Source organism: Pyxidicoccus sp. MSG2, from assembly GCF_026626705.1.
Classification (GTDB): domain Bacteria; phylum Myxococcota; class Myxococcia; order Myxococcales; family Myxococcaceae; genus Myxococcus.
Genome location: NZ_JAPNKC010000001.1, coordinates 6,514,945 through 6,533,195, shown reverse-complemented (window position 1 = coordinate 6,533,195; position 18,251 = coordinate 6,514,945). Strand labels below are relative to the sequence as shown.

Here is an 18,251-nt window from a genome sequence, read left to right as displayed (position 1 = left end):
TGAGTCCGGATGAATTCAGAGGGGTCCGATATGCCCTCCGGCGCCGGACGTTGTTTTTCCCAGCCGGGGCGGAAGCCCCATCGAAGCCAGGTGGCAGGGCGGACTTTTCGGCCGGAGAAGCCGCGGCCCCCGCAACGGAGGCGTGCAGATGTCCGAGCTCTCGATGGAAGTGCGGGTGCAGGTCGCAAGGTTGCGGAATCTCATCATCGACGTAGCGCGCTGCGGCGCGCTGAGCAGCCCACTGGGCTCGCTACCGCATACCGAGCTGGACCCCATGGAGGTCCAGGCCATCTGGTGGCTGAAAGCCGAGAGCCTCCTGCCCGTCAACGTCCTCGCCGACCGCCTGGGTGGCATCGCCCTTCCCCGCCTCAGCCGGCTGCTGGACCGGCTGGAGGACGCGAAGCTCGTCCAGCGCGAGCGCTCCGTGCGGCATGACCGGCGCCGCGTGCGCGTGCGCCTCACCGAGCAGGGCCGCGCCCTGGCGGAACAGGCGGACTCCGTGGTCCAGGAGCGCATGGCGAAGCTGCTGATGCCTCTCGGGGGAGAGCAGCGCAGCGCGCTGATGGACATGTTGGAGGGCTGGGTGGAAGCGATGGGCTGCTGGAACCGCGCCGAGGAGCAGGCCGCCGCCGCCGAGGAGACCGAGTCGGAAGCCACCGAGCCGGTCGCCGTCGTGGTGCCGCCAGAGCCGCGTGCGCCGCGTCCCATGCTCACTCGCGCCGAGCCTCCCTCCATCACCGCCAACGCGGCCTGATGCGCTGGGAGCCCGGGGATGGGCCCGGGCTCCCAGTTGCATCACAGCCGGACTTCCACCACGCCCGACGCCTCACAGGCCGCGGCGGCCTCGCCCGCCCACGGAGGATGACCGTCCGCCTCCACCTCCAGGTGGAGCGAGTCGGCGCGCACGCGGCCCAGCCGCCAGCGTCCCTCCGCGTCCGTGCGGCCCCGCGCGGGAGGCAGTGAGCCCAGGGTGCTGGCGCTGGTGACGAGCGCCCCGTACACCGGCGCCCCCGCCACCGTGACGCGCACCTCGCAGGGCACGCCGCCCTCGTCCACCCGCACGGAGACGGTGCGCTCCGTGGCGTTTCCGCCCAGCTCCGCGGAGGTGCTGGCATGGACCTCGTACGGCGAGGCCGCGGCCAGCACGCGGTACGTCCCGGGCTGGAGCAGCGACACGGCCACGCCGTCCGCTTCGTCATGGAAGACGTCGGCGGGGTGCGTGAGCCACGACCCGTCTCCGTCACGCCGCTGCAGGAGGAACACCGGGTAGGGCCTCCGCGCCCGCGACTGGAGTTGGGCCCGGGTGAAGCCCTCCATGCGCAGCACCAGCCACCGGTAGACCGGCATGCGCCACGTCACCTCCGCGTCGGACGCGCCGGGCTCGGGGGTGAACTCGAATTCATGCTGCGCCGGCGACACCGGGCGGCCGGAGGGCAGCGCCTCCACCTGCACGGTGAAGCGCGAGGCCCGCCACGACGGCAGCCCCGGCGCGGTGAAGCGTCCATCCGGCTCCAGCGCCACGGACTCGCCCTCCGGCCCCAACAGCCGCGCGCCGGGCGGTGGCCGGGCCGAGCCCTCCAGCAACACCCGCCCTCGCAGCGTCACCGTGCCGCCCACGCCGCCCGGGAAGAGCGCGTCCACGTCGAGCACCACCGTCTCCACGCGCCCCTCGCGCAGCGGAACCTCCACGAGTCCGCCTTCGCGTCCCGAGGCGCCGCGCAGCCACAGCCGCACGGCGGGGTCTGGCGGCAATGGCAGCAACTGCGTCTCCCCAGTCTCCGAGGTCAGCGGAACGAATGCGCCCTCGCTCCGGGCCGTCGCGCCAGATGGAGCCGCGCGAGCGCCCTCCTGAAGCGGCACGAATGCGCCTTCGCTCAGCGCCGCTGCGCCAGCCGGAGCGGCGTGCGGTCCCTCCTGAAGCGGCACGGACGAGCCCTCGCTCCTCGCCATCGCGCCAGCCTGCGCTCCTGCCTGAAGCGGCACGGGCGTGCCGTCCCGCAGCGCCGCCGCCACGACGGGAGCCGCGTGCGCCACCACCGGGAGGACTTCACTCGCGCGCTCGGCGGCGCGCGGGTCCGCGTCCACCACGCGCTCCAGCCTCACGGAGAACGGACCCTGCTCCGGCCGCGCTCCGGCCAGCCGCACGCGGACTCCGGTGGGCCTTCGCGCGCGCAGCACGCCCACGTCCACGAGGCCCGCCACGGACTCCGGCACCACGTCACCCCACCAGAACGTCCCATCCGGCTCCCAGGCGAGCACCCGGTAGCGGCTCGCCACCGGCACCGGCTCCGGCCCCAGCGTCCCGCCCGAGGCAGACGGCGTCACCACCGCCGGACGCCACTCGGCCACGTTCGCCAGGTCCTCCAGTCGCTCCGGCCCCGCTCCCTCATCCCCCTCGCGCTTCGCCGCTTCCCACGTGCGCCGGTCCTCCTCGGAGATGAACGCCGCGCCCACGCGCGCCTCTCCGATGAACGGATGCTCACCCTCCAGCACCGCGCGCAGTCTCGGGCCCTCCGGCTCCGCGCGCGTGGGCACCTCGGGGACGACAGGCGTTGGCGCCACGGCCTCCGCGACGGCGGCGGAACGCGCGTGCACGGACGCCGCCTCCGGAGCCCGGGGCCACACCCACCACAGCACGAGCCCGGCCACCACCAGCGCGGCGGCCAGGCCCCACCCTGCCTTGTGTAGCGTGCGGCTCAATCCGTGTCGCTGCTGGAGTACAGGGACAGGTAGACGGGAGCGTGGTCCGACAGCCGGGTGACGTAGTCCGTGGTGCTGGCGATGTAGTCCCGGCCCGAGGTGGAGAACTCCGTCACGTACGTGCTCTGCATCCAGAAGTGGTCATACGCATTCGCGAAGCCACCACTGGTGTTGAGCGTCGTCGCCACGTCGAGCTTGCAGGACACCGCCGGAGACAGCGCCGCCAGTTCGGACCACGAGGCGCCGGTGCAGGCCATGTTGTGGTCACCCACGAGGATGACGTCCTGGTCGCTCGTGCTGCCGTCCTGCACCGACTTGAACACGGTGTCGATGTTGCGCACCTCCACGTCGCGCTCGGCGGCGGTGCCCCAGATGGCGTGCCAGTTGATGAAGGTGTAGTCCGCGCCCGTGGGCGTGTGCCGCACCTTCACGATTTGCGGCTCGCGCTCGAACTTGTCGCCTGAGTCGCTGTACACCGTGGACGACAGCAGCGACACCGTGTCCGTCCGGTACAGCACCGCGTAGATTTCCTTGTACGACGAGCGGCCGATGAGCGGCGTCTGCGCGTAGGTCCACGACACGCCGGACACCTGCGTGAGCGCCTGGGCCAGCGCCGGCATCACGTCGGTGTTCATCACCTCCTGGAGGAACACCAGGTCACAGCCGTTGTTGGACGTGCTGTTGGCGCCGAACTGGTTCCAGATCTGCTTCGCATCGTCCGTGTACGTCTGCTCCGCGGCCCAGCCTTCGTGACGGAGGTTCCAGCTCACCACCCGAAGGTAGGAAGCCGCCTGCGCCAGCGAGGGAACGGCGACAGCGACCAGCACCACCGCATGCAGCAGGAAGGACGGCAGTCTCATGCAGGCACCTCGAAAGGGGGACGGCCGCGGGGGACGGCCGCACGCGCGGAGCACCACGCGCGAGGTGAGTCCTAGTGGAGTCGAGGTGTTAGGGGCAACAAGCGTTCTCGAAACATAAGAAACATCCAAGGTCCAAACACACCCACCCCTGAGCCGCAGGACGTCGTCGGCTGACCGATGCCCGCGCGTCGACCGCCCCGTAAATGCAACTTGATTGCATATACATCCGAGATACATATTGCGCGCGTGCCATCGCACGCCTGTCGCAGCGGCAGTCCCCCAGCAGTCCCAACGAGGAACCCACCCATGAAGACCTGGCAGTTGTTCGAGAAGTCCCTGCTCACCGCCGGCGCGGCGGCGCTGTTCACCGCCTGCGGCGCTCCCACCGGAGAGCCCGCCGCCGAGCAGGACTGGGAAGCCACCCTGACGTCGGAGGAACAGGGGCTGCTCGCCTCGTGCGACGCGGTGGAGCTGGGCGAGGTGGCCGAGCACGCCTGCGTCCATGCGGAGCTTGGTCCCTTCGAATCCGTCACGGCCGCCGCCCTGGGCGCCCCCGTGCTGGTGGACGTGAGCCTCCCGCACACCGGCTACAACATCACCCTGCCCGCCACGGGCTTCTGCGGCTGGGGCGGCCGCGTCGGCTTCATCCCCGACGAGTCCGGCGAGTTCGCCTTCCTCCTGTCGCGCCACCGCGGCGTGCGCATCTACGACGCCGCCACCGGCGCCGAGGTGGCGCGCGAGTGCCGCTACAGCGTACCCACCAGCGTGTGCGGCGCCCTGAAGACCGCCATCGTCGCGGACCTCGAGGGCGGGACGGAGTACCACCTCCAGTTCCTGGCCATCGCGGAGCGCAACTCCGAGTTCACCCTCGTCATCGAGGAAGCCGCCCACGACCACTCCGAGGAGTAGTCGGGCCCGGCACGCCATGTCCCCTTCCCTCCGCGTCCTCGCCCTGGCCGCGTGTGCCATGGCGCTCTGCGCCTGTGGTGGCGCCGAGCCCCCGCCCCTCATCGACCCTCCGCCCGACGACACTCCCGCGGCCACGGACCCCTGCGCGCCCGATGGCCACATCCACCGGGAGCCTGGCGGGGACTGGTGTCATTGCAACCGGGGCTACCGGGCCACGGCCGAGGGCCTCGCGTGCGAGCCGGACCCCGACTACGTCCCCAGCGAGGGCTTCAGCTTCGGAGACAACGGCGAGCATGCCTGCTGGCATGTCTCCAACGGGCCCTACGTCACCGTCACCGCCTCCACCACCCGCGTGCCCCGCGTGGACGACTTCCACACGTACTACACGGTGAAGCTGCGTCCGGAAGGCGGCCAGTACGTGGGCACCTTCAGCTACAAGGCCTTCGCCACTGGCAACTTCGTCATCTACCTCGGCACGCCGGACGTCCCCGTGTCGCTGGTGGAGACCGCCATCCAGGCCACCGTGACGCCGGCGGGCACCCGGCCCACCGACAACCACTGTGACGGCCTGAAGCACATGGTTGGCTACGAGCTGACGGACCGCGTCCAGTACACGCTCACCCTCGGTCCCACCGCCCTGCCCGAGCTGGGCCTGGTGATTGAGCACCTCCCCTAGCCCCGCCCTCCTTCCTCCTCCGTGACGGCCACCGCGCCCGCGGACCCATGGAAACGACCGGGCTTTTATTGCAACTGAGTTACCCAAACCACGTCGAAAGGAACCCCACATGAATCGGATGAAGCGGAATCTCTGGAGTGCGCTGCTGGGCCTGTCGCTGGCGGCCTGCGGCCCGGTGGAAGAGGCCGACCTGGAGGCCCCCGGGCAGCAGGAGCAGGAGCTGCCCGCCGGCTGCACGTCGGTGGACGACACCAACATGACGGACCACGCCTGCGTGCACTACGGCAACGGCGCAGACAACGTGAACGTGACGGCAAGCGCCACGCGCACCACCAGCGCTCCGGCCATCAGCACGAAGCACAAGCACTACACCGTGACGCTGCCTGCGGGCGCGGAGGGCTCGGTGACGTATGTCCCCTCGGCGACCACGGCGGGTGACACCACGGAGTCCGTCGCGTTCTACCTGTCGCCCTCGGCGACCTTCACCCTGCTGACCTCGGGCGGCACCACCGTGACGCCGGGACTCAGCGAGAGCATCACCTCCGGCTGCGGGCTGTCGCAGGTGGTGACGTACGACCTGACGGTGGGAAGCACGTACATCCTGGCCCTGGGCCCCGTCACCGGGAACCAGGTGCGCGTGGTGCCGGAGTACCTGGATGACAACCGCGTCCGCTGGTACCGCGACGCGGACGGCGACACCTACGGCACCAGCACCAACTCCGTCCTCACCGCATGCGAGCCGCCGTCCGGCTACGTGAACCGTCGCTTCGACTGCAACGACAACGACCCGACCCTCTTCAACTGCTAGCCGCGCGCACGTCCGCCGGAGCGCCCTTCCATGCATGGGCGCTCCGGCACCGCTGTGAACCTTCCCTGCTCGCGCTCACCGCTGAGCGTCCTTTCACATGAGAGCGGTCCGGTACTTGCGCGCCTCCTTCAGGCGCTCACCGCTGGAGCGCGCCTCGCACGGGGACACCTCGGCACTGCTGCTCCCGCTCCCTGCTGGCGGCCTCGGCCAGCGTTCCCTGGAGGAAATACCGATGCGTCTCGCCCATGCCACCGCCCTGCTCGCCACCTGCGCCGCGCTCGCCCTGACAGGCTGCGACTCCGACGACACGCCAGGTCCTCCAGACATCATGGATGCGGGCGACACGACGACACCCACCGTGACGGGCACCACGCCCGCCTCGGACGAGGCCCACGTGTCCGCCGACTCCGCCATCACCGTGCGCTTCGGCGAGCCCATGAAGTCAGACCGGGGCACCGTGCGCATCGCCGTGGACGGAGCGCAGCGGACGCTCGGCATGAGTCACTGGAAGGAGGAGGGACGCGCCTTCATGGTGCACCCCGCCGAGCCCTTCTCCGCAGGCGCGCGGGTCCAGGTCACCGTGGAGGCGGACTTCGAGGACGTGGCCGGCAACCGGCTCGCGGCCCCGCTCACCTTCCACTTCACCGTGCACGGGATGGCCGCCGCCCGGCCACACGTCACCGCGTCCCAGCCCGCCGAGGGGGCCGCCGGCGTCCTGCCCGTGGAGCTCCACAAGGCCGACGCCACCAACCTCGCGCTGCGCAAGGTACTCACGCTCACCTTCAACGAGCCGATGGACGCTTCGACGACCCAGGTGACGCTGCGGGATGTGACAACGCCGGCCAATGCACCGCGCATGTTGATGGGCACCTGGTCCTCGGATGGCCTCACGCTGACGGTGGCCATTCCCCGCCCGGAGTCGGACCTGCCGCCGCTGGAGCAGGAGAATCGATACACGCTGGACGTCACGACGCTGCGAAGCGCCACGGGCCAGCCAGTGGACACGACTCACGCCGGGCTCGGAGACGGGAAGCTGGACTTCACCACCGGCCGGCGGGACGCCAACGTCGAGCACGCATGCACCCATGCACTGCTCAACCCGCCCCAGGCCGTCACCGCGGGCAGTGCGCCCACGAGCTTCTACCCGGCGACGGACACGGGCCACACCTTCTACGGCCTGACGCTGCCGTCAACTGGGACTTCCTTCCGGGGCTACACGGAGGTGGTGACGGACCCCGACCGGGACCAGACGGTGGCGCTCTACCTGAGCCAGTCCGTCCCCGTGGCGGTGCACGACACGACCGAGGGCGAGGCGCTCGTGGTCTCCACGCTAGAGCCCGCCGCCCCGGTGTGCCTTCCCGCCATCACCCACGTGCTGAAGTTCTCCGCGCCCTCGGGAGACCGCTTCCTGAGGCTCACCTTCGGGCCGACGGAGCACGAGACGCTCACCTTCGTCTTCGAGCGGTATTGATTCGGCACGTGGGAGCACCCGGCGCTCCGCCCCCGCTTCGGGCGGAGGACTCGCGGAATGACGCTTCCTTCCGCCCCCTCCGGGCGGAGGACTCGCGGAATGACGCTTCCTTCCGCCCCCCGCTCCAGGCGAAGGACTCGCGGAATGACGCTTCCTTCCGCCGCCGTCGGCCGCCGGGGCACTGCATCCGTGCAAGCCGCACAAGAGCACCCCACGTCGGACAGGCGTCTGTCTCGCAGGCAACCGTCATCTCCGACCCGCGTTGTACGCGCGAGGATGCGACTCCTAGCGTCGGGCCCTTACGTCCTCCCACCCGAGGCCCCCCGCCGCGTATGCGACTCCTCCCCCTCGCGCGTCCGCTCCTGGCGGCGTGCGCGCTGCTACTGCTCCCCGGCTGCTTCCATCTCTTCGCGGGCGGAGGCGGCGGCTCGACGGAGTTCAGACCGCCCCGGCGGGTGAATCCGGCGGACGTGGCAGTCCCGGAGGGCTACCGCGTCGAGGTCGTCGCCACCGGCCTCACCTACCCCACCGGCGTCGCCTTCGACGGGGACGGCACGCCCTACGTCACCGAGTCCGGCTACAGCTACGGCGAGGCCTTCGCCCAGTCCCGTCTGGTGCGCGTGGAGAAGGACGGTCGCCTCACGGAGGTCGCCCGGGGGGACCATCCCCCCTGGACGGGCGTCGCCTGGCACCAGGGCGCCTTCTACGTGGCCGAAGGCGGCGTGCAGGGCGGAGGCCGCATCGTCCGCATCACCCCGGACGGCCGTACCACGCCGCTCGTGTCCAACCTGCCTGGCCTCGGGGACCACCACGCCAACGGCCCCGCCGTGGGGCCGGACGGCGCGCTCTACTTCAGCGTGGGCACCGCGACGAATTCGGGCGTGGTGGGCCCGGACAACGCGAGCCTCGGCTGGCTGGAGCGCAACCCGGCGTTCCATGACCTGCCCTGCCGCGACATCACCCTCGCGGGCGTCAACTACCCCAGCGACAACCCGCTCGCGCCGAACACGGGGCGCGTGAGCACGGGCGCCTTCGTCCCCTTCGGCACGGAGACGCGGCCGGGCCAGGTCATCAAGGGCGCCATGCCGTGCAGCGGCGCCGTGTTCCGCCTCGTCCCCGGCTCCACCGACCCGGAACTGGTGGCGTGGGGCTTCCGCAATCCGTTCGGCCTCGCCTTCGCGCCCAACGGCCGGCTGTACGTCACGGAGAACGGGTACGACGTGCGCGGCAGCCGGCCGCTGTTCGGCGTGGCGGACTACCTCTGGGAGGTGGAGCAGGGCGCATGGTACGGCTTCCCGGACTTCGCGGGCGGCAAGCCGGTGGACCAGGAGTGGTTCAAGGTGCCCGGCGGCGACGTGCCCAGGCGCGTCCTCCAGGAGGCCCCGGGTACGCCGCCCCGGCCGGTGGCGCTGTTCGGCGTGCACTCGTCCTCCAACCACCTGGACTTCTCGCGCAGCACGGAGTTCGGCCACGTGGGCGAGGCCTTCGTCGCGCAGTTCGGAGACCAGTCCCCGGACACGGGCGAGACGCTGGCGCCCGTCGGCTTCAAGGTGGTGCGCGTGGACGTGTCCAACGGCGTCATCGAGGACTTCGTCGCCAACAAGGACGAAGGCAGCGGCGGCCCCGCCACCCGGCTCGGGAAGGGCGGCCTGGAGCGCCCCATCGACGCGCACTTCGACCCGAGCGGCCGGGCCCTCTACATCGTCGACTTCGGAGTGATGCTGGTGAAGGCGAAGGGCGTCATCCACCCCTTCGAGAAGACAGGCGTGCTGTGGCGCATCACCCGCGCGGCGCCGGAGGCGAAGCCATGAGGACCGCCATGCTCGCCGTGCTGGCGCTGGTGGCGGCCTGCGGCCCGGCGCGCCGGGGTCCCGCCTTCGGCACGCCGCGCCAGTTCAATGCGCAGCAGCAGGAGGGCCGCGTCCTCTTCATGCGCAACTGCAACATGTGCCACCCGGGCGGCGCCGGCGGCCTGGGGCCGAGCCTCAACAACAAGCCCCTGCCGTCCGTGGCCATGCGCACGCAGATTCGCCGGGGCGTGGGCGCCATGCCCGCCTTCACCGACGAGATGCTCAGCGACGCGCAGGTGGACGCCATCGTCGCGTTCCTGAACGAGCTGCAAGAGGAGAAAGACTGAGTCGCCCTCCTGTCGGAGAGGGCCATCCCGCGTAGGATTCCGGACCGTCGGAACAACGAGGGGACTGCATGAAGACGAGAGGGTTCGTGGTGGCTGTCGCACTGGCGTGGACAGGCGTGGCGGGTGCGGAGCCCCGGCCGGCCCAGCTCATCATCTGGGGTGGAGGCAAGGACACGGCCGAGGCCGAGGCGTCCCTGGGCAGGTGGCAGGAGCGCGCGAAGCAGAACGAATGGAACGGGACGCTGAAGGTGGCCGAGGGCTACCCACGCATCGTCCCGAGCGCCAGCGTACCGGGACTCAAGCCGGGCTTCGTGGTGGTGGTGCTCGGAGCCTGTGAGCCGGCGGCGGGGCCGAAGGTGCTGGAGACACTCAAGGCCTTCGAGTCCGCGGCGTACGCGCGCGACGTGACGTGGGCGGAGCCGCTGGCATGTCCCCAGCTCGGGCCTGCATGGCGCGTCGTCCAGTCGAAGTCGTGGAAGAAGAAGGAGGGCACGCTGACGGCCGTGCTGCTGGAGAGCTTCGAGAAGAAGGAAGGCCCGGGCCAGTCCGTCGAGCAGAGCCTGCGCGTGACGCTCCGAGCACCGGATGGACGCATGCTCGGCTCGGACGAGCGCCACGGACACCCCGCCACGGATGACTTCACGAGCGAGCCGGGGTTCAGCACCTCCCTCGACGGAGCGGGGCCGACGGTCACCTACCTCACCTTCAGCTCCAACTGCCCGGCCGGACCAGACGTCAACCAGGTCCGGGTGAAGTACCTCATCGAGAACGAGAAGCTGACCCCTCAGGTGCGCGAAAAGACCCTCCTGGACAACTCCAGTGGCTGCGCCCCGTGGTAGGCGGACACGAAGTCCGCACTCCCACGACCAGGATGAGCTGAACCCGCCTCCGCCACGCAACGAGTCGTCAGCGCTGAAGCTGGAGGAGGACGAAGAAGTCACGGAGGACGTGAGCGCCTCACGCCGGCGCCCACGTCCCGGCGAACGCCGTGTAGCGGCGCAGGTTGACGGACAGGGCGCGGTGCACCTGCGTCTCCGGAGTCAGCTCCACGGGGCCCCCTCCGGGCGGCGCCTCGAGCCGGTCGAAGTGCGCGCCCTCGAACCAGCGGTGCGGCTGCACCTCCACGACGAAGAGCCCCTCGTCATCCAGCTCCGCTTCGATGGGCACGAAGTCCACGCGCTGCAGCTCCAGCGGCGGAGGGAAGTCCAGCGCGACACGGAAGGGCACGCGCTGCTCCTGGCGAAAGGCCGTGCCCTCCAGCAGCACCGAGCGCCCGTTCAGCACCGCGCCCTCGGCGCCCAGCGCCTTCGACGGAGGCTGGAGCAACAGCGAGAAGGAGCGCGCGAGCCCGGCGATGCCCGGCGAGCGCCCCAGCACCCGCGCCTCACCACCGTCCGCCAGCAGGTCGAACACCACCTCGCGGTCCCACTCACCCAGCACCCGGCCTCCGGAGAAGAAGTCCCCCTCGTGTGCCCGCGCGGAGGGCAGCAGCCACTCTCCCAGGCGGCGCAGCCGGCTGGCCTGGAGGGGTGACGCATTCTCGAAGAGGTAGATGGGGCCCAGCACCATCCGCCCCGAGGACAGCCGCACACGCCAGCCGGTGTCGGTGGTGAATTCACCGGGCACCGTCTCACCGGACGCGAGCGCGGTGCGCAGGCCCATGCGGAAGGTGATGCCACGGCCTCCGGTGCCGGACAGGCCGCAGGCGGCGACGCCTCCCGACAAGGCCGTGCCCAGCATCAGCGTGAAGGCGCGCCGCGTGGTGCGCAGCGGGGACGTCATGGCGTGTCCTCCTGGAGGTCCAGGTACAACGTGAAGGTGCCCGTGAAGGTGCGCGGCGCGCCCGCGGAGAAGTGCCGCGTGGCCAGCAGCGACGCGGGCGCATCCGGGCCGCGGAAGTTGGAGACGTAGTTGAACTCGGTCTCCCTCCAGCGCGTGTCGAGCAGATTCTCCACGGCGAGCCCCACCTCGAAGTCCTTCCACCTGGCGCGCGTGGCCACGTCGAAGAGGAAGACGGAGTCGCTGAAGCGGTCCAGCGGGAGCGGCCGGGGGCCGACGGCGCTGTGCCCCACCGCCACGTTCCACCCCAACTGCTCCCCCACCACCGTGGCGGTGCCTCGCACGGACGCGTCCAGCCGGCCCAGGAGCTGGGGGATGTACGGCATCACCGTGCCGTCCCAGACCTTCCACGCGGAGGCGCCCGGCACCGGCAGCGTCGCGCGGGCCCAGGCGAGCGAGGCCTGCACGTCCACCCGCTCCCGCCACGTCCCCCGCGCGGAGACAAAGGCGCCCAGTCGCTGCGACGCGCCGATGGGCTGGTTGCGGCCGGCCTTCTCGTCGAAGACGAAGTCCTGCGACACGCGCGTGGCGAAGACGGCGCCGCGCGCCTCCAGTGCGTAGGGCCGCTCCTCGCCCTCCAGTCGCCACCCCAGCCCCGTCTCCGCGGACGTGACTCGCGCATACGGCGCCAGCTCCGCGTCGGACAGGGCGGCCGCGTCGCTGGAGCGCGCGCCCAGGCCCACGCTGGTGAGCCAGCTCAGCCGCGGAGACAGCCGCACCTCGGCGGTGCCACGCGGGCTGGCGAAGAAGCCGTAGGCCTCCAGCGACTCCTCGGGGATGCGCGTGCCGCCCCGGTCCACGGCGGGCCGGTTCTCGTCGTCCACGCCGAAGAGGAAGGTGTCCAGCCGCACGCCGCCGCGCAGGGTGAGCCAGGACAGCGGTGCGGCCCGCAGCGAGGCATGGGCCGCCAGTTGGGTGGTGCGCACCCGGTTGTCGAAGCGCGTGGTGTAGGGCGCGCCGCCGCTGTCCCGCAGGCGCCGCGAGCGCGTGTGCACGTCGTCGAAGCGGGCCTCGTAGCCCAGCTCCAGCGGTCGGGGGTGTCCGAGCAGCGTGAGTCCCGGCGTGTAGCGTCCGCGCAGGCCCACGGTGGAGCCCTGGTAGTAGCCCTCGGTGTTGTCTCCGCGCTGGGCCTCCTCTCCGGGCGGCGTGTCCTGCAGGAAGCCGGTGAAGTTGTCGCGGATGCGCGTCTGCCGGAGGACGACGTAGCCCTGCTGCACGAAGCGTCCTCCGCGCTTCAGGCGGGACGACAGCTCGGCGGAGAGGATGTGGCGCTGGCCCGCGCCGCCCTGGTTGGCGTCGTAGAGGCAGAAGAACTGTGATTCCGCATCGGACGCGCAGGGAAGCCGCGCGTCCACCACGTCCGTCTCCCGCACCACGCCCGCCGAGGAGAAGCGCATGCCGTAGCTGGTGCCGAACAGGCGCAGCCGCGTCTCGTCGCCCAGGCGCAGCTCCACCTGGGCCATGGCGCCCGCGCTGGCGTGCGCGCGGTTGGGGCCGAAGCCGTGGCCCTGGCGCAGCAGCAGCCCCACGAAGGTGGCGCTGTTCGACTCGGGCGGGCCCCACACCAGCGCCAGCCGGCGCGAGGCGAAGCTGCCGTAGGCAACGGAGGCGGTGAGGCCCCGGCGCTCCAGGCCGAGCTGGTACTCCACCGTGCCCGCCACGCCGAAGTCGCCTTGAGACGGGTCGAAGGGGCCTTCGGTGACGCGCAGGGCTTCGACCAACTCCGGGATGATGAAGTACGTGTCCGCGTAGCCGTGTCCGTGAGCGTGGGAGACCTCGTTGAGGGGCACGCCGTTGAGTCGAAGCTCCACGTCCTTGCCCTCGCCCGCGTCGAAGCCCCGGATGAAGAGGGTCTCCGCGTGGCCCTCGCCGCCGTGATTGGCGAGCATGACGCCGGGAGCCAGCAGCATCAGGTCCGCCGCCGAGTGACGCGGCACGTCCGCGAGCTGCCCCACGGGAATGTAGAGGTCCCCCACCGCGACGGGCGGCGGCGCGCTCGCCGTGCCGCGCACGGTGGTGGAGAAGGCGGGAGCGTCGGCGGCGGCCACGGGAGGCGGCGCGTCCGGGTCGGTCGGTACGCCTCCACCGTCCACGAGCGCCGGCTCCCGCGCAGCCTCCTCCTCCCCGTCCACGGGCTCCAGGTGATGCCCGTGCACTGGAGGCACGAAGGTGACGGGCACATCGGCCCGCACTTCAATCCGCTCCTCGCCCCGTCGCGCCGGCTGGAACCGCCAGCGCACGGCGGCGTCCATCGCCGCCCGGTCGAACGCCACGCCCGCCGACTGCCGCACCTCCACATGGGATACCTCTCCAGCCGTATCGATGGTGACTCGCAGGAGCACCGTGGCGGGAACCTCGGGAGGAGGCACTCCCGCCGGCAGCACCGGGGGTGCCGCCTCCAGGGGCACGGGCGGCGTCACGGGCACGTCGGCCGTGGCGCTCAGCACGCAGAGCACCAGCGTCGGAATCCACACGGTGAGGACCTCGCTCCAGATGGCACGGGCCCCCGGACTCCACCCACCCAACGGGCGGGCCAGAAGTCCGGGGCACCTCCATGCCCAGATACCCCAGCCCCGGATTGACTTGCAACATAGTTGCATTTACATCCACGAAACATGAACGCACGACAATGGAAATCCCGGACGGTGGGGTGCGCGGTGCTGGTGGCCTGGGCGCTCGCGGGCGCGGCCTGCGACAACGTGGCCACGGGCGACGTGAAGGTGACGATGAGCGGAGGAGACGGCACCCAGCGCGGCCTGCCGGACACCCTCTTCGAGGACGGCTGGTCCATCCAGTTCACCCGCTACCTCGTGTCGCTGGGGGACTTCACCCTCACCTCCGCCGCCGGAGAGGTGCACACGAGCAAGCGACACGTGCTGGTGGACGTGCAGAAGGGCGACGTGCCCCTGGCGGAACTGAAGGGCCTGCCCGCGGGCCGCTGGGACGTGGGCTTCCGGCTGAGCCCGCCCCGGGACGGCACCGAACTGGCGGACGGGCAGGTGTCCGCTGAGGACGCGGCGATGATGCGCGAGCGCGGCTTCAGCTACTTCGTGGAGGGGCGCGCGGTGAAGGCCGGCGTGGGCGTGCTCACCTTCCGGATGGGCTTCCCCGTGGATGCGCGCATGCGGGACTGCATCAACGGTGTGGACGGCACCCGGGGCATCATCGTGCCCGAGGCCTCCGTGGCCGAAGCCGAGGTCACCATCCACGCCGAGCACATGTTCTATGACCGGCTGGGCACCCACAAAGGCGTGCGGCTGCGCTTCGACGCCATCGCCGCCACCGCCGGGGCGGACGGCGTCATCACTCCCGAGGGCCTCGCCTCACAGCAACTCACGGACCTGCGTGACAGCGAGGGCCGGGAGCTGAGGGATTCGGGCGGGCAGCCCGTCGTCTACCTCCCGGGCGCGTATGACGTGAGGACGCTCCAGGAGTTCATCACCCGGAGCATCGTCGACCAGGCCCACCTCAACGGCGGAGGCGTCTGCACCGTCGCGAGGTGAGGAGCGAGGGTCGCCCCGGGTGCACGGGGTGTAGCGGGATGAACAATCGTCCACCGCACCGAACTGTTGGCGACTGGCCGCTGCGTCCCGGGATACACAGTCTGGAACGGTCCCTTCACCGAGTCCCCCGACATGCACCCCGGCCGCATCTTCATCTCCCAATCCGCGGAGTTCCAGCTCAAGCGACTCCCGGAGGACGTGCGACTCCACATCGAGACGCACCTGGAGAACCTCGCCGCGGCGCTGGAGCAGGGCTCGCCCGAGCAACTGCTGGCGCGGCTGCAGCGCGAGGACGACGGCTTCGTCGCGAACGTGGGCGCGGCCCTCATCTTCTTCTCCGTCGACGCCAACCTGCGGGCGCTCACCGTCCAGCGCCTCGTACAGGTGGACGTCCAGCAGGGAGGCTCGTCCCGGTAGCCGGCGTCAGGCGGTCATCGGCATTGCTTCCGGCGACGCTTCACAGGGAGCGGGCTGGCGGGCGTCCAGGTGGCGGGGCAGGCAGACGCGGAACGCCGTGCCCTCCCCTTCCGTGGAGCGCACGCCGAGCGTGCCCCGGTGCGCCTGGACGATGCTCTGCGCGATGTAGAGGCCCAGGCCCAGGCTCTCGCGGGCCGTGGCCTCGGAGGAGCCCTCGCCCCGGCGGAAGGGCTGGAACAGGTGCGGCAGCAGCTTGGGGGGAATGGGCGAACCCGCGTTGTGGACCTCCAGGTAGACGCCCTCGCCCGTCTCCCAGGTGGACAGGCGCACCGGCGTCCCCTCCGGGCTGTACTTCAGCGCGTTGTCCAGCAGGTTGGACACCACCTGCGCCATGCGCTCCAAATCCCACGCGCCGTGCAGGCTGTCGCGCGCGAAGTCGCACTGGATGACCCGGCCCGGCCGCGTCACGTGCAGCTCGTCCACCACCCGGATGCACAGGTCGTTCAGGTCTCCGGCCTGGGGGACGACGGGAATGCCGCCGCCCAGGCGGGTGCGCGTGAAGTCCAGCAGCAGGTCGACAATCTGCTGGACGCGCTCACCGCCCCGCGCCACGCGCTCGAAGGCCTTGCGCTGCGCGGCGGGCAGCGCCTGGGAGTCGAGCTGGGCCTTCGCCGTGGTGAGGATGACGGACAGGGGCGTGCGGATGTCGTGGCCGACGACGCCCACCAACTGCTGTCCCAGCACCGCCGCGCGCTGCAGCTCCTCCGCCGCGCGCCGCTGCTCCGCCAGCTCCAGCGCCTGGCGCTTCACTTCTTCGCCGCGCAGGTACAGGTCCACGAACACCTGCACCTTGGCGCGCAGGATGTCAGGGTCCACCGGCTTGAGCAGGTAGTCCACCGCGCCCTGGGCATAGCCCCGGGCGATGTACGCCGCCTCGCGGCTGAGCGCGGTGATGAAGAGGAGAGGCACGTGCCGCGTCCGCTCGCGGGCGCGGATGAGGCGGGCCGTCTCCAGGCCGTCCAGCCCCGGCATCTGCACGTCCATCAGGATGCAGGCGAAGTCGCCGCGCAGCAGCTCCCTCAGAGCCTCCTCTCCCGAGCGGACCGTCACCAGCTCCTGTCCCAGCGACTCCAATATGGCCTTCAAGGCCAGCAGGTTGGCGGGGACGTCGTCCACCAGGAGGATGCGCGCGCGGGGCGGCTCGAGCTCGTCGGCGGGAGAGCTGGGAGGGACGGCGGGGAGATGGGAGAGCGAGGAAGACACCTTTCAATCCGTCTGCGGGGCAACGCCGCGTCGTGGGAGGGGAGCGGGCAGCGGAGCAGGCCCCCGAGGGCCAGCCCGCCATGAAGCGCTCTTTGTCCAACACGCCATGCCCGGGGCGAGTTCCCCCTGCCGGCGCATCCCCTCCTGCCCCCCTCCCCGCTCCCCTGACGAGCGCGCACTGGGGTAGATAGGAGGTATGGACGCTCCAGAGCTCCTCCAAGCCCGCATCGCCCTGTGCAAGCCCGAGCACACCGTGCTGGACCTCTTCCTCCAGAGCCTCCGGCAGAGCATCGCCGAGCTGACGGGGAAGCCCCTGGATGGGGAAGGGAGCCCGCCTCCGCGCGCCACCTCCTCCCGGGGCGCCCCGGCGTTCCGCCCCGTGAGCGAGTACCTCCAGCTGCTCCACGAGGGCGCCACCGCACTGGTGGCCACGGGCCTGACGTACTCGGACGCGGTGGAGAAGCTGTCCTTCCACGCGGCCAACCTCATCTTCTCCGCGCCCGTGGGGGAGATGGTGCTCTCCGTCGCCGGCAAGGACCCGAACGAGGGCCTGTCCGTGACGCAGGGCATGGCCGGCGCCACCTCCACCTTCGGCGAGCGCGAGTACGAGCGCGTCTCGGACCGCTCGGCCCGGCTCATCTTCCGGGACGAGTTCTTCGGTCCCGCGTGGAGCCGCGGCATGGCGCTCAGCGGGCTGCTCAAGGGCAACCCCCAGCTCACCTTCCGGGTGGAGCTGGAGTCCGGCGAGCCGCCCTATTCGTCCTTCACGCTGCTCGTGAGCTGGTAGCCCGCCACGCCGCCGGCCGGGGCTCCCCGAGGGGAGCCCCGCCCACGTCGAAGTCCACCCCGCGTCAGGCCTGGGGCGGCTCGTTGCGGCGCGCTTCGACTTCCTTCTTCACCTGCTCCATGTCGAGCGCACGCACCTGTTTGACGAGGTCCTCCAGCGCGGCGGCCGGAAGCGCTCCGGGCTGCTCGAACAGGAGGATGCCGTCGCGGAAGACCATCAGCGTGGGGATGGAGCGAATCTCGAACGCGCCGGACAGCTCCGGCTGGGCGTCCGTATCAATCTTCCCGAAGACGATGTCCGGGTGCTTGCCGGAGGCCGCTTCGAACGTGGGCGCGAAGGCCCGACACGGGCCGCACCACGCCGCCCACCAGTCGAGGACGACGATGCCTTCCTTCGACACCGTCTCCTTGAAGTTGTCCTTCGTGATTTCCACCGCCGCCATGACGCGCCTCGCTTCCTTTAGCGGACTTCCAGCAGCTCGACTTCGAACAGGAGGGTGGAGTTGGGGGGGATGACGGGCGGGTAGCCGCGCGCGCCGTAGCCCATCTCCGGGGGAATGGTGAGCTTGCGCACGCCGCCCACCTTCATGCCGGCGACACCCTTGTCCCAGCCCTCGATGACCTGGCCCGCGCCGAGCCGGAAGGAGAAGCCCTGGCCCCGGTCCCGGCTGCTGTCGAACTTGGAGCCGCTGGTCAGCGTCCCCACGTAGTGCACCGTCACCGACTTGCCGGCCGTCGCCTCGGTGCCGGTTCCCACCTTCACGTCTTCCACCTTCAGGCTCATTCACCTCTCCTCTTGCCGCGGGGGTGGGACACCTTAACGCGCCAGCCGCGCACGCGCCGCACCGTAAAACGCGCGGTGGCGCGGGGCCCGTTCGCTTC

At 71.0% G+C, this 18,251-nt stretch carries 18 protein-coding genes; 11 read left to right on the top strand and 7 right to left on the bottom strand.

All coding sequences use genetic code 11. The features are described from left to right. Positions 1–148 precede the first annotated feature (148 nt). Positions 149–754: a MarR family winged helix-turn-helix transcriptional regulator gene (locus tag OV427_RS25705; protein ID WP_267858809.1), complete on the top strand. Its 606-nt coding sequence runs from the start codon at positions 149–151 to the stop codon at positions 752–754. Positions 755–795: 41 nt separating this feature from the next. Here OV427_RS25705 and OV427_RS25700 read toward each other — a convergent pair whose 3' ends face one another. Together OV427_RS25700 and OV427_RS25695 are read right to left on the bottom strand one after the other, a co-directional pair. Beyond that, complete coding sequence (locus OV427_RS25700; protein ID WP_267858808.1) at positions 796–2,700, bottom strand: carboxypeptidase regulatory-like domain-containing protein; 1,905 nt, start codon at positions 2,698–2,700, stop codon at positions 796–798. Continuing rightward, positions 2,697–3,560: a deoxyribonuclease I gene (locus OV427_RS25695; protein ID WP_267858807.1), complete on the bottom strand. Its 864-nt coding sequence runs from the start codon at positions 3,558–3,560 to the stop codon at positions 2,697–2,699. The genes OV427_RS25700 and OV427_RS25695 overlap by 4 nt, the downstream gene beginning before the upstream one ends. A gap of 306 nt (positions 3,561–3,866) precedes the next feature. On the opposite strand from OV427_RS25695, the gene OV427_RS25690 reads away from it, so the two are divergent. The 7 genes from OV427_RS25690 to OV427_RS25660 all read left to right on the top strand — a co-directional run bounded on the left by OV427_RS25690 (position 3,867) and on the right by OV427_RS25660 (position 10,400). Beyond that, the gene (locus tag OV427_RS25690) at positions 3,867–4,469 is read left to right on the top strand and encodes a hypothetical protein (protein ID WP_267858806.1); all 603 of its coding nucleotides are present in this window, start codon (positions 3,867–3,869) and stop codon (positions 4,467–4,469) included. A 16-nt stretch (positions 4,470–4,485) separates the two neighbouring features. Continuing rightward, positions 4,486–5,145, top strand: a complete 660-nt coding sequence (locus tag OV427_RS25685; protein ID WP_267858805.1) for a hypothetical protein — start codon at positions 4,486–4,488, stop codon at positions 5,143–5,145. Positions 5,146–5,254: 109 nt separating this feature from the next. After that, a complete protein-coding gene (locus OV427_RS25680) occupies positions 5,255–5,953 on the top strand; it encodes a hypothetical protein (RefSeq protein WP_267858804.1) in 699 nt (232 codons plus the stop codon). Positions 5,954–6,185: 232 nt separating this feature from the next. After that, positions 6,186–7,424 carry an Ig-like domain-containing protein gene (locus OV427_RS25675; protein ID WP_267858803.1) on the top strand — a complete coding sequence of 413 codons (1,239 nt, stop codon included), beginning with the start codon at positions 6,186–6,188 and terminating at the stop codon, positions 7,422–7,424. 332 nt (positions 7,425–7,756) lie between these two features. Continuing rightward, complete coding sequence (locus OV427_RS25670) at positions 7,757–9,235, top strand: PQQ-dependent sugar dehydrogenase (protein WP_267858802.1); 1,479 nt, start codon at positions 7,757–7,759, stop codon at positions 9,233–9,235. Then, positions 9,232–9,561, top strand: a complete 330-nt coding sequence (locus OV427_RS25665) for a c-type cytochrome (RefSeq protein WP_267858801.1) — start codon at positions 9,232–9,234, stop codon at positions 9,559–9,561. The genes OV427_RS25670 and OV427_RS25665 overlap by 4 nt, the downstream gene beginning before the upstream one ends. A 68-nt stretch (positions 9,562–9,629) precedes the next feature. Continuing rightward, positions 9,630–10,400 (top strand): hypothetical protein, encoded by a 771-nt coding sequence (locus tag OV427_RS25660; protein ID WP_267858800.1) that lies wholly within the window; start codon positions 9,630–9,632, stop codon positions 10,398–10,400. Positions 10,401–10,518: 118 nt separating this feature from the next. Here OV427_RS25660 and OV427_RS25655 read toward each other — a convergent pair whose 3' ends face one another. Together OV427_RS25655 and OV427_RS25650 are read right to left on the bottom strand one after the other, a co-directional pair. Then, positions 10,519–11,343 (bottom strand): hypothetical protein, encoded by an 825-nt coding sequence (locus OV427_RS25655; protein ID WP_267858799.1) that lies wholly within the window; start codon positions 11,341–11,343, stop codon positions 10,519–10,521. After that, positions 11,340–13,874, bottom strand: coding sequence for a TonB family protein (locus tag OV427_RS25650; protein WP_267858798.1), 2,535 nt, complete (start codon positions 13,872–13,874; stop codon positions 11,340–11,342). Before OV427_RS25650 ends, OV427_RS25655 begins: the two co-directional genes overlap by 4 nt. A 141-nt stretch (positions 13,875–14,015) precedes the next feature. Between OV427_RS25650 and OV427_RS25645 the strand changes: the two genes are divergently transcribed. Then, positions 14,016–14,903, top strand: a complete 888-nt coding sequence (locus OV427_RS25645; protein WP_267858797.1) for a hypothetical protein — start codon at positions 14,016–14,018, stop codon at positions 14,901–14,903. 132 nt (positions 14,904–15,035) lie between these two features. Further along, a complete protein-coding gene (locus OV427_RS25640; RefSeq protein WP_267858796.1) occupies positions 15,036–15,320 on the top strand; it encodes a type II toxin-antitoxin system RelE family toxin in 285 nt (94 codons plus the stop codon). Between the two features lie 6 nt (positions 15,321–15,326). Here the strand turns inward: OV427_RS25640 and OV427_RS25635 are convergent, their stop codons facing one another. Then, positions 15,327–16,583, bottom strand: a complete 1,257-nt coding sequence (locus tag OV427_RS25635; protein WP_267858795.1) for a hybrid sensor histidine kinase/response regulator — start codon at positions 16,581–16,583, stop codon at positions 15,327–15,329. 196 nt (positions 16,584–16,779) lie between these two features. On the opposite strand from OV427_RS25635, the gene OV427_RS25630 reads away from it, so the two are divergent. After that, positions 16,780–17,370, top strand: coding sequence for a DUF2378 family protein (locus tag OV427_RS25630; RefSeq protein ID WP_267858794.1), 591 nt, complete (start codon positions 16,780–16,782; stop codon positions 17,368–17,370). A gap of 64 nt (positions 17,371–17,434) precedes the next feature. Here the strand turns inward: OV427_RS25630 and trxA are convergent, their stop codons facing one another. Together trxA and OV427_RS25620 are read right to left on the bottom strand one after the other, a co-directional pair. Continuing rightward, complete coding sequence (gene trxA, locus OV427_RS25625; RefSeq protein ID WP_267858793.1) at positions 17,435–17,812, bottom strand: thioredoxin; 378 nt, start codon at positions 17,810–17,812, stop codon at positions 17,435–17,437. A 17-nt stretch (positions 17,813–17,829) separates the two neighbouring features. After that, a complete protein-coding gene (locus OV427_RS25620) occupies positions 17,830–18,153 on the bottom strand; it encodes an FKBP-type peptidyl-prolyl cis-trans isomerase (protein ID WP_267858792.1) in 324 nt (107 codons plus the stop codon). Positions 18,154–18,251: the final 98 nt, after the last annotated feature.

Bases quoted from the DNA above. Each gene is read 5' to 3' on its own strand.
- OV427_RS25705 (WP_267858809.1), top strand. From the start codon at position 149: ATGTCCGAGCTCTCGATGGAAGTGCGGGTGCAGGTCGCAAGGTTGCGG.
- OV427_RS25695 (WP_267858807.1), bottom strand. From the start codon at position 3,560: ATGAGACTGCCGTCCTTCCTGCTGCATGCGGTGGTGCTGGTCGCTGTC.
- OV427_RS25690 (WP_267858806.1), top strand. From the start codon at position 3,867: ATGAAGACCTGGCAGTTGTTCGAGAAGTCCCTGCTCACCGCCGGCGCG.
- OV427_RS25685 (WP_267858805.1), top strand. From the start codon at position 4,486: ATGTCCCCTTCCCTCCGCGTCCTCGCCCTGGCCGCGTGTGCCATGGCG.
- OV427_RS25680 (WP_267858804.1), top strand. From the start codon at position 5,255: ATGAATCGGATGAAGCGGAATCTCTGGAGTGCGCTGCTGGGCCTGTCG.
- OV427_RS25675 (WP_267858803.1), top strand. From the start codon at position 6,186: ATGCGTCTCGCCCATGCCACCGCCCTGCTCGCCACCTGCGCCGCGCTC.
- OV427_RS25670 (WP_267858802.1), top strand. From the start codon at position 7,757: ATGCGACTCCTCCCCCTCGCGCGTCCGCTCCTGGCGGCGTGCGCGCTG.
- OV427_RS25665 (WP_267858801.1), top strand. From the start codon at position 9,232: ATGAGGACCGCCATGCTCGCCGTGCTGGCGCTGGTGGCGGCCTGCGGC.
- OV427_RS25660 (WP_267858800.1), top strand. From the start codon at position 9,630: ATGAAGACGAGAGGGTTCGTGGTGGCTGTCGCACTGGCGTGGACAGGC.
- OV427_RS25655 (WP_267858799.1), bottom strand. From the start codon at position 11,343: ATGACGTCCCCGCTGCGCACCACGCGGCGCGCCTTCACGCTGATGCTG.
- OV427_RS25645 (WP_267858797.1), top strand. From the start codon at position 14,016: ATGAACGCACGACAATGGAAATCCCGGACGGTGGGGTGCGCGGTGCTG.
- OV427_RS25640 (WP_267858796.1), top strand. From the start codon at position 15,036: ATGCACCCCGGCCGCATCTTCATCTCCCAATCCGCGGAGTTCCAGCTC.
- OV427_RS25630 (WP_267858794.1), top strand. From the start codon at position 16,780: ATGGACGCTCCAGAGCTCCTCCAAGCCCGCATCGCCCTGTGCAAGCCC.
- trxA (WP_267858793.1), bottom strand. From the start codon at position 17,812: ATGGCGGCGGTGGAAATCACGAAGGACAACTTCAAGGAGACGGTGTCG.
- OV427_RS25620 (WP_267858792.1), bottom strand. From the start codon at position 18,153: ATGAGCCTGAAGGTGGAAGACGTGAAGGTGGGAACCGGCACCGAGGCG.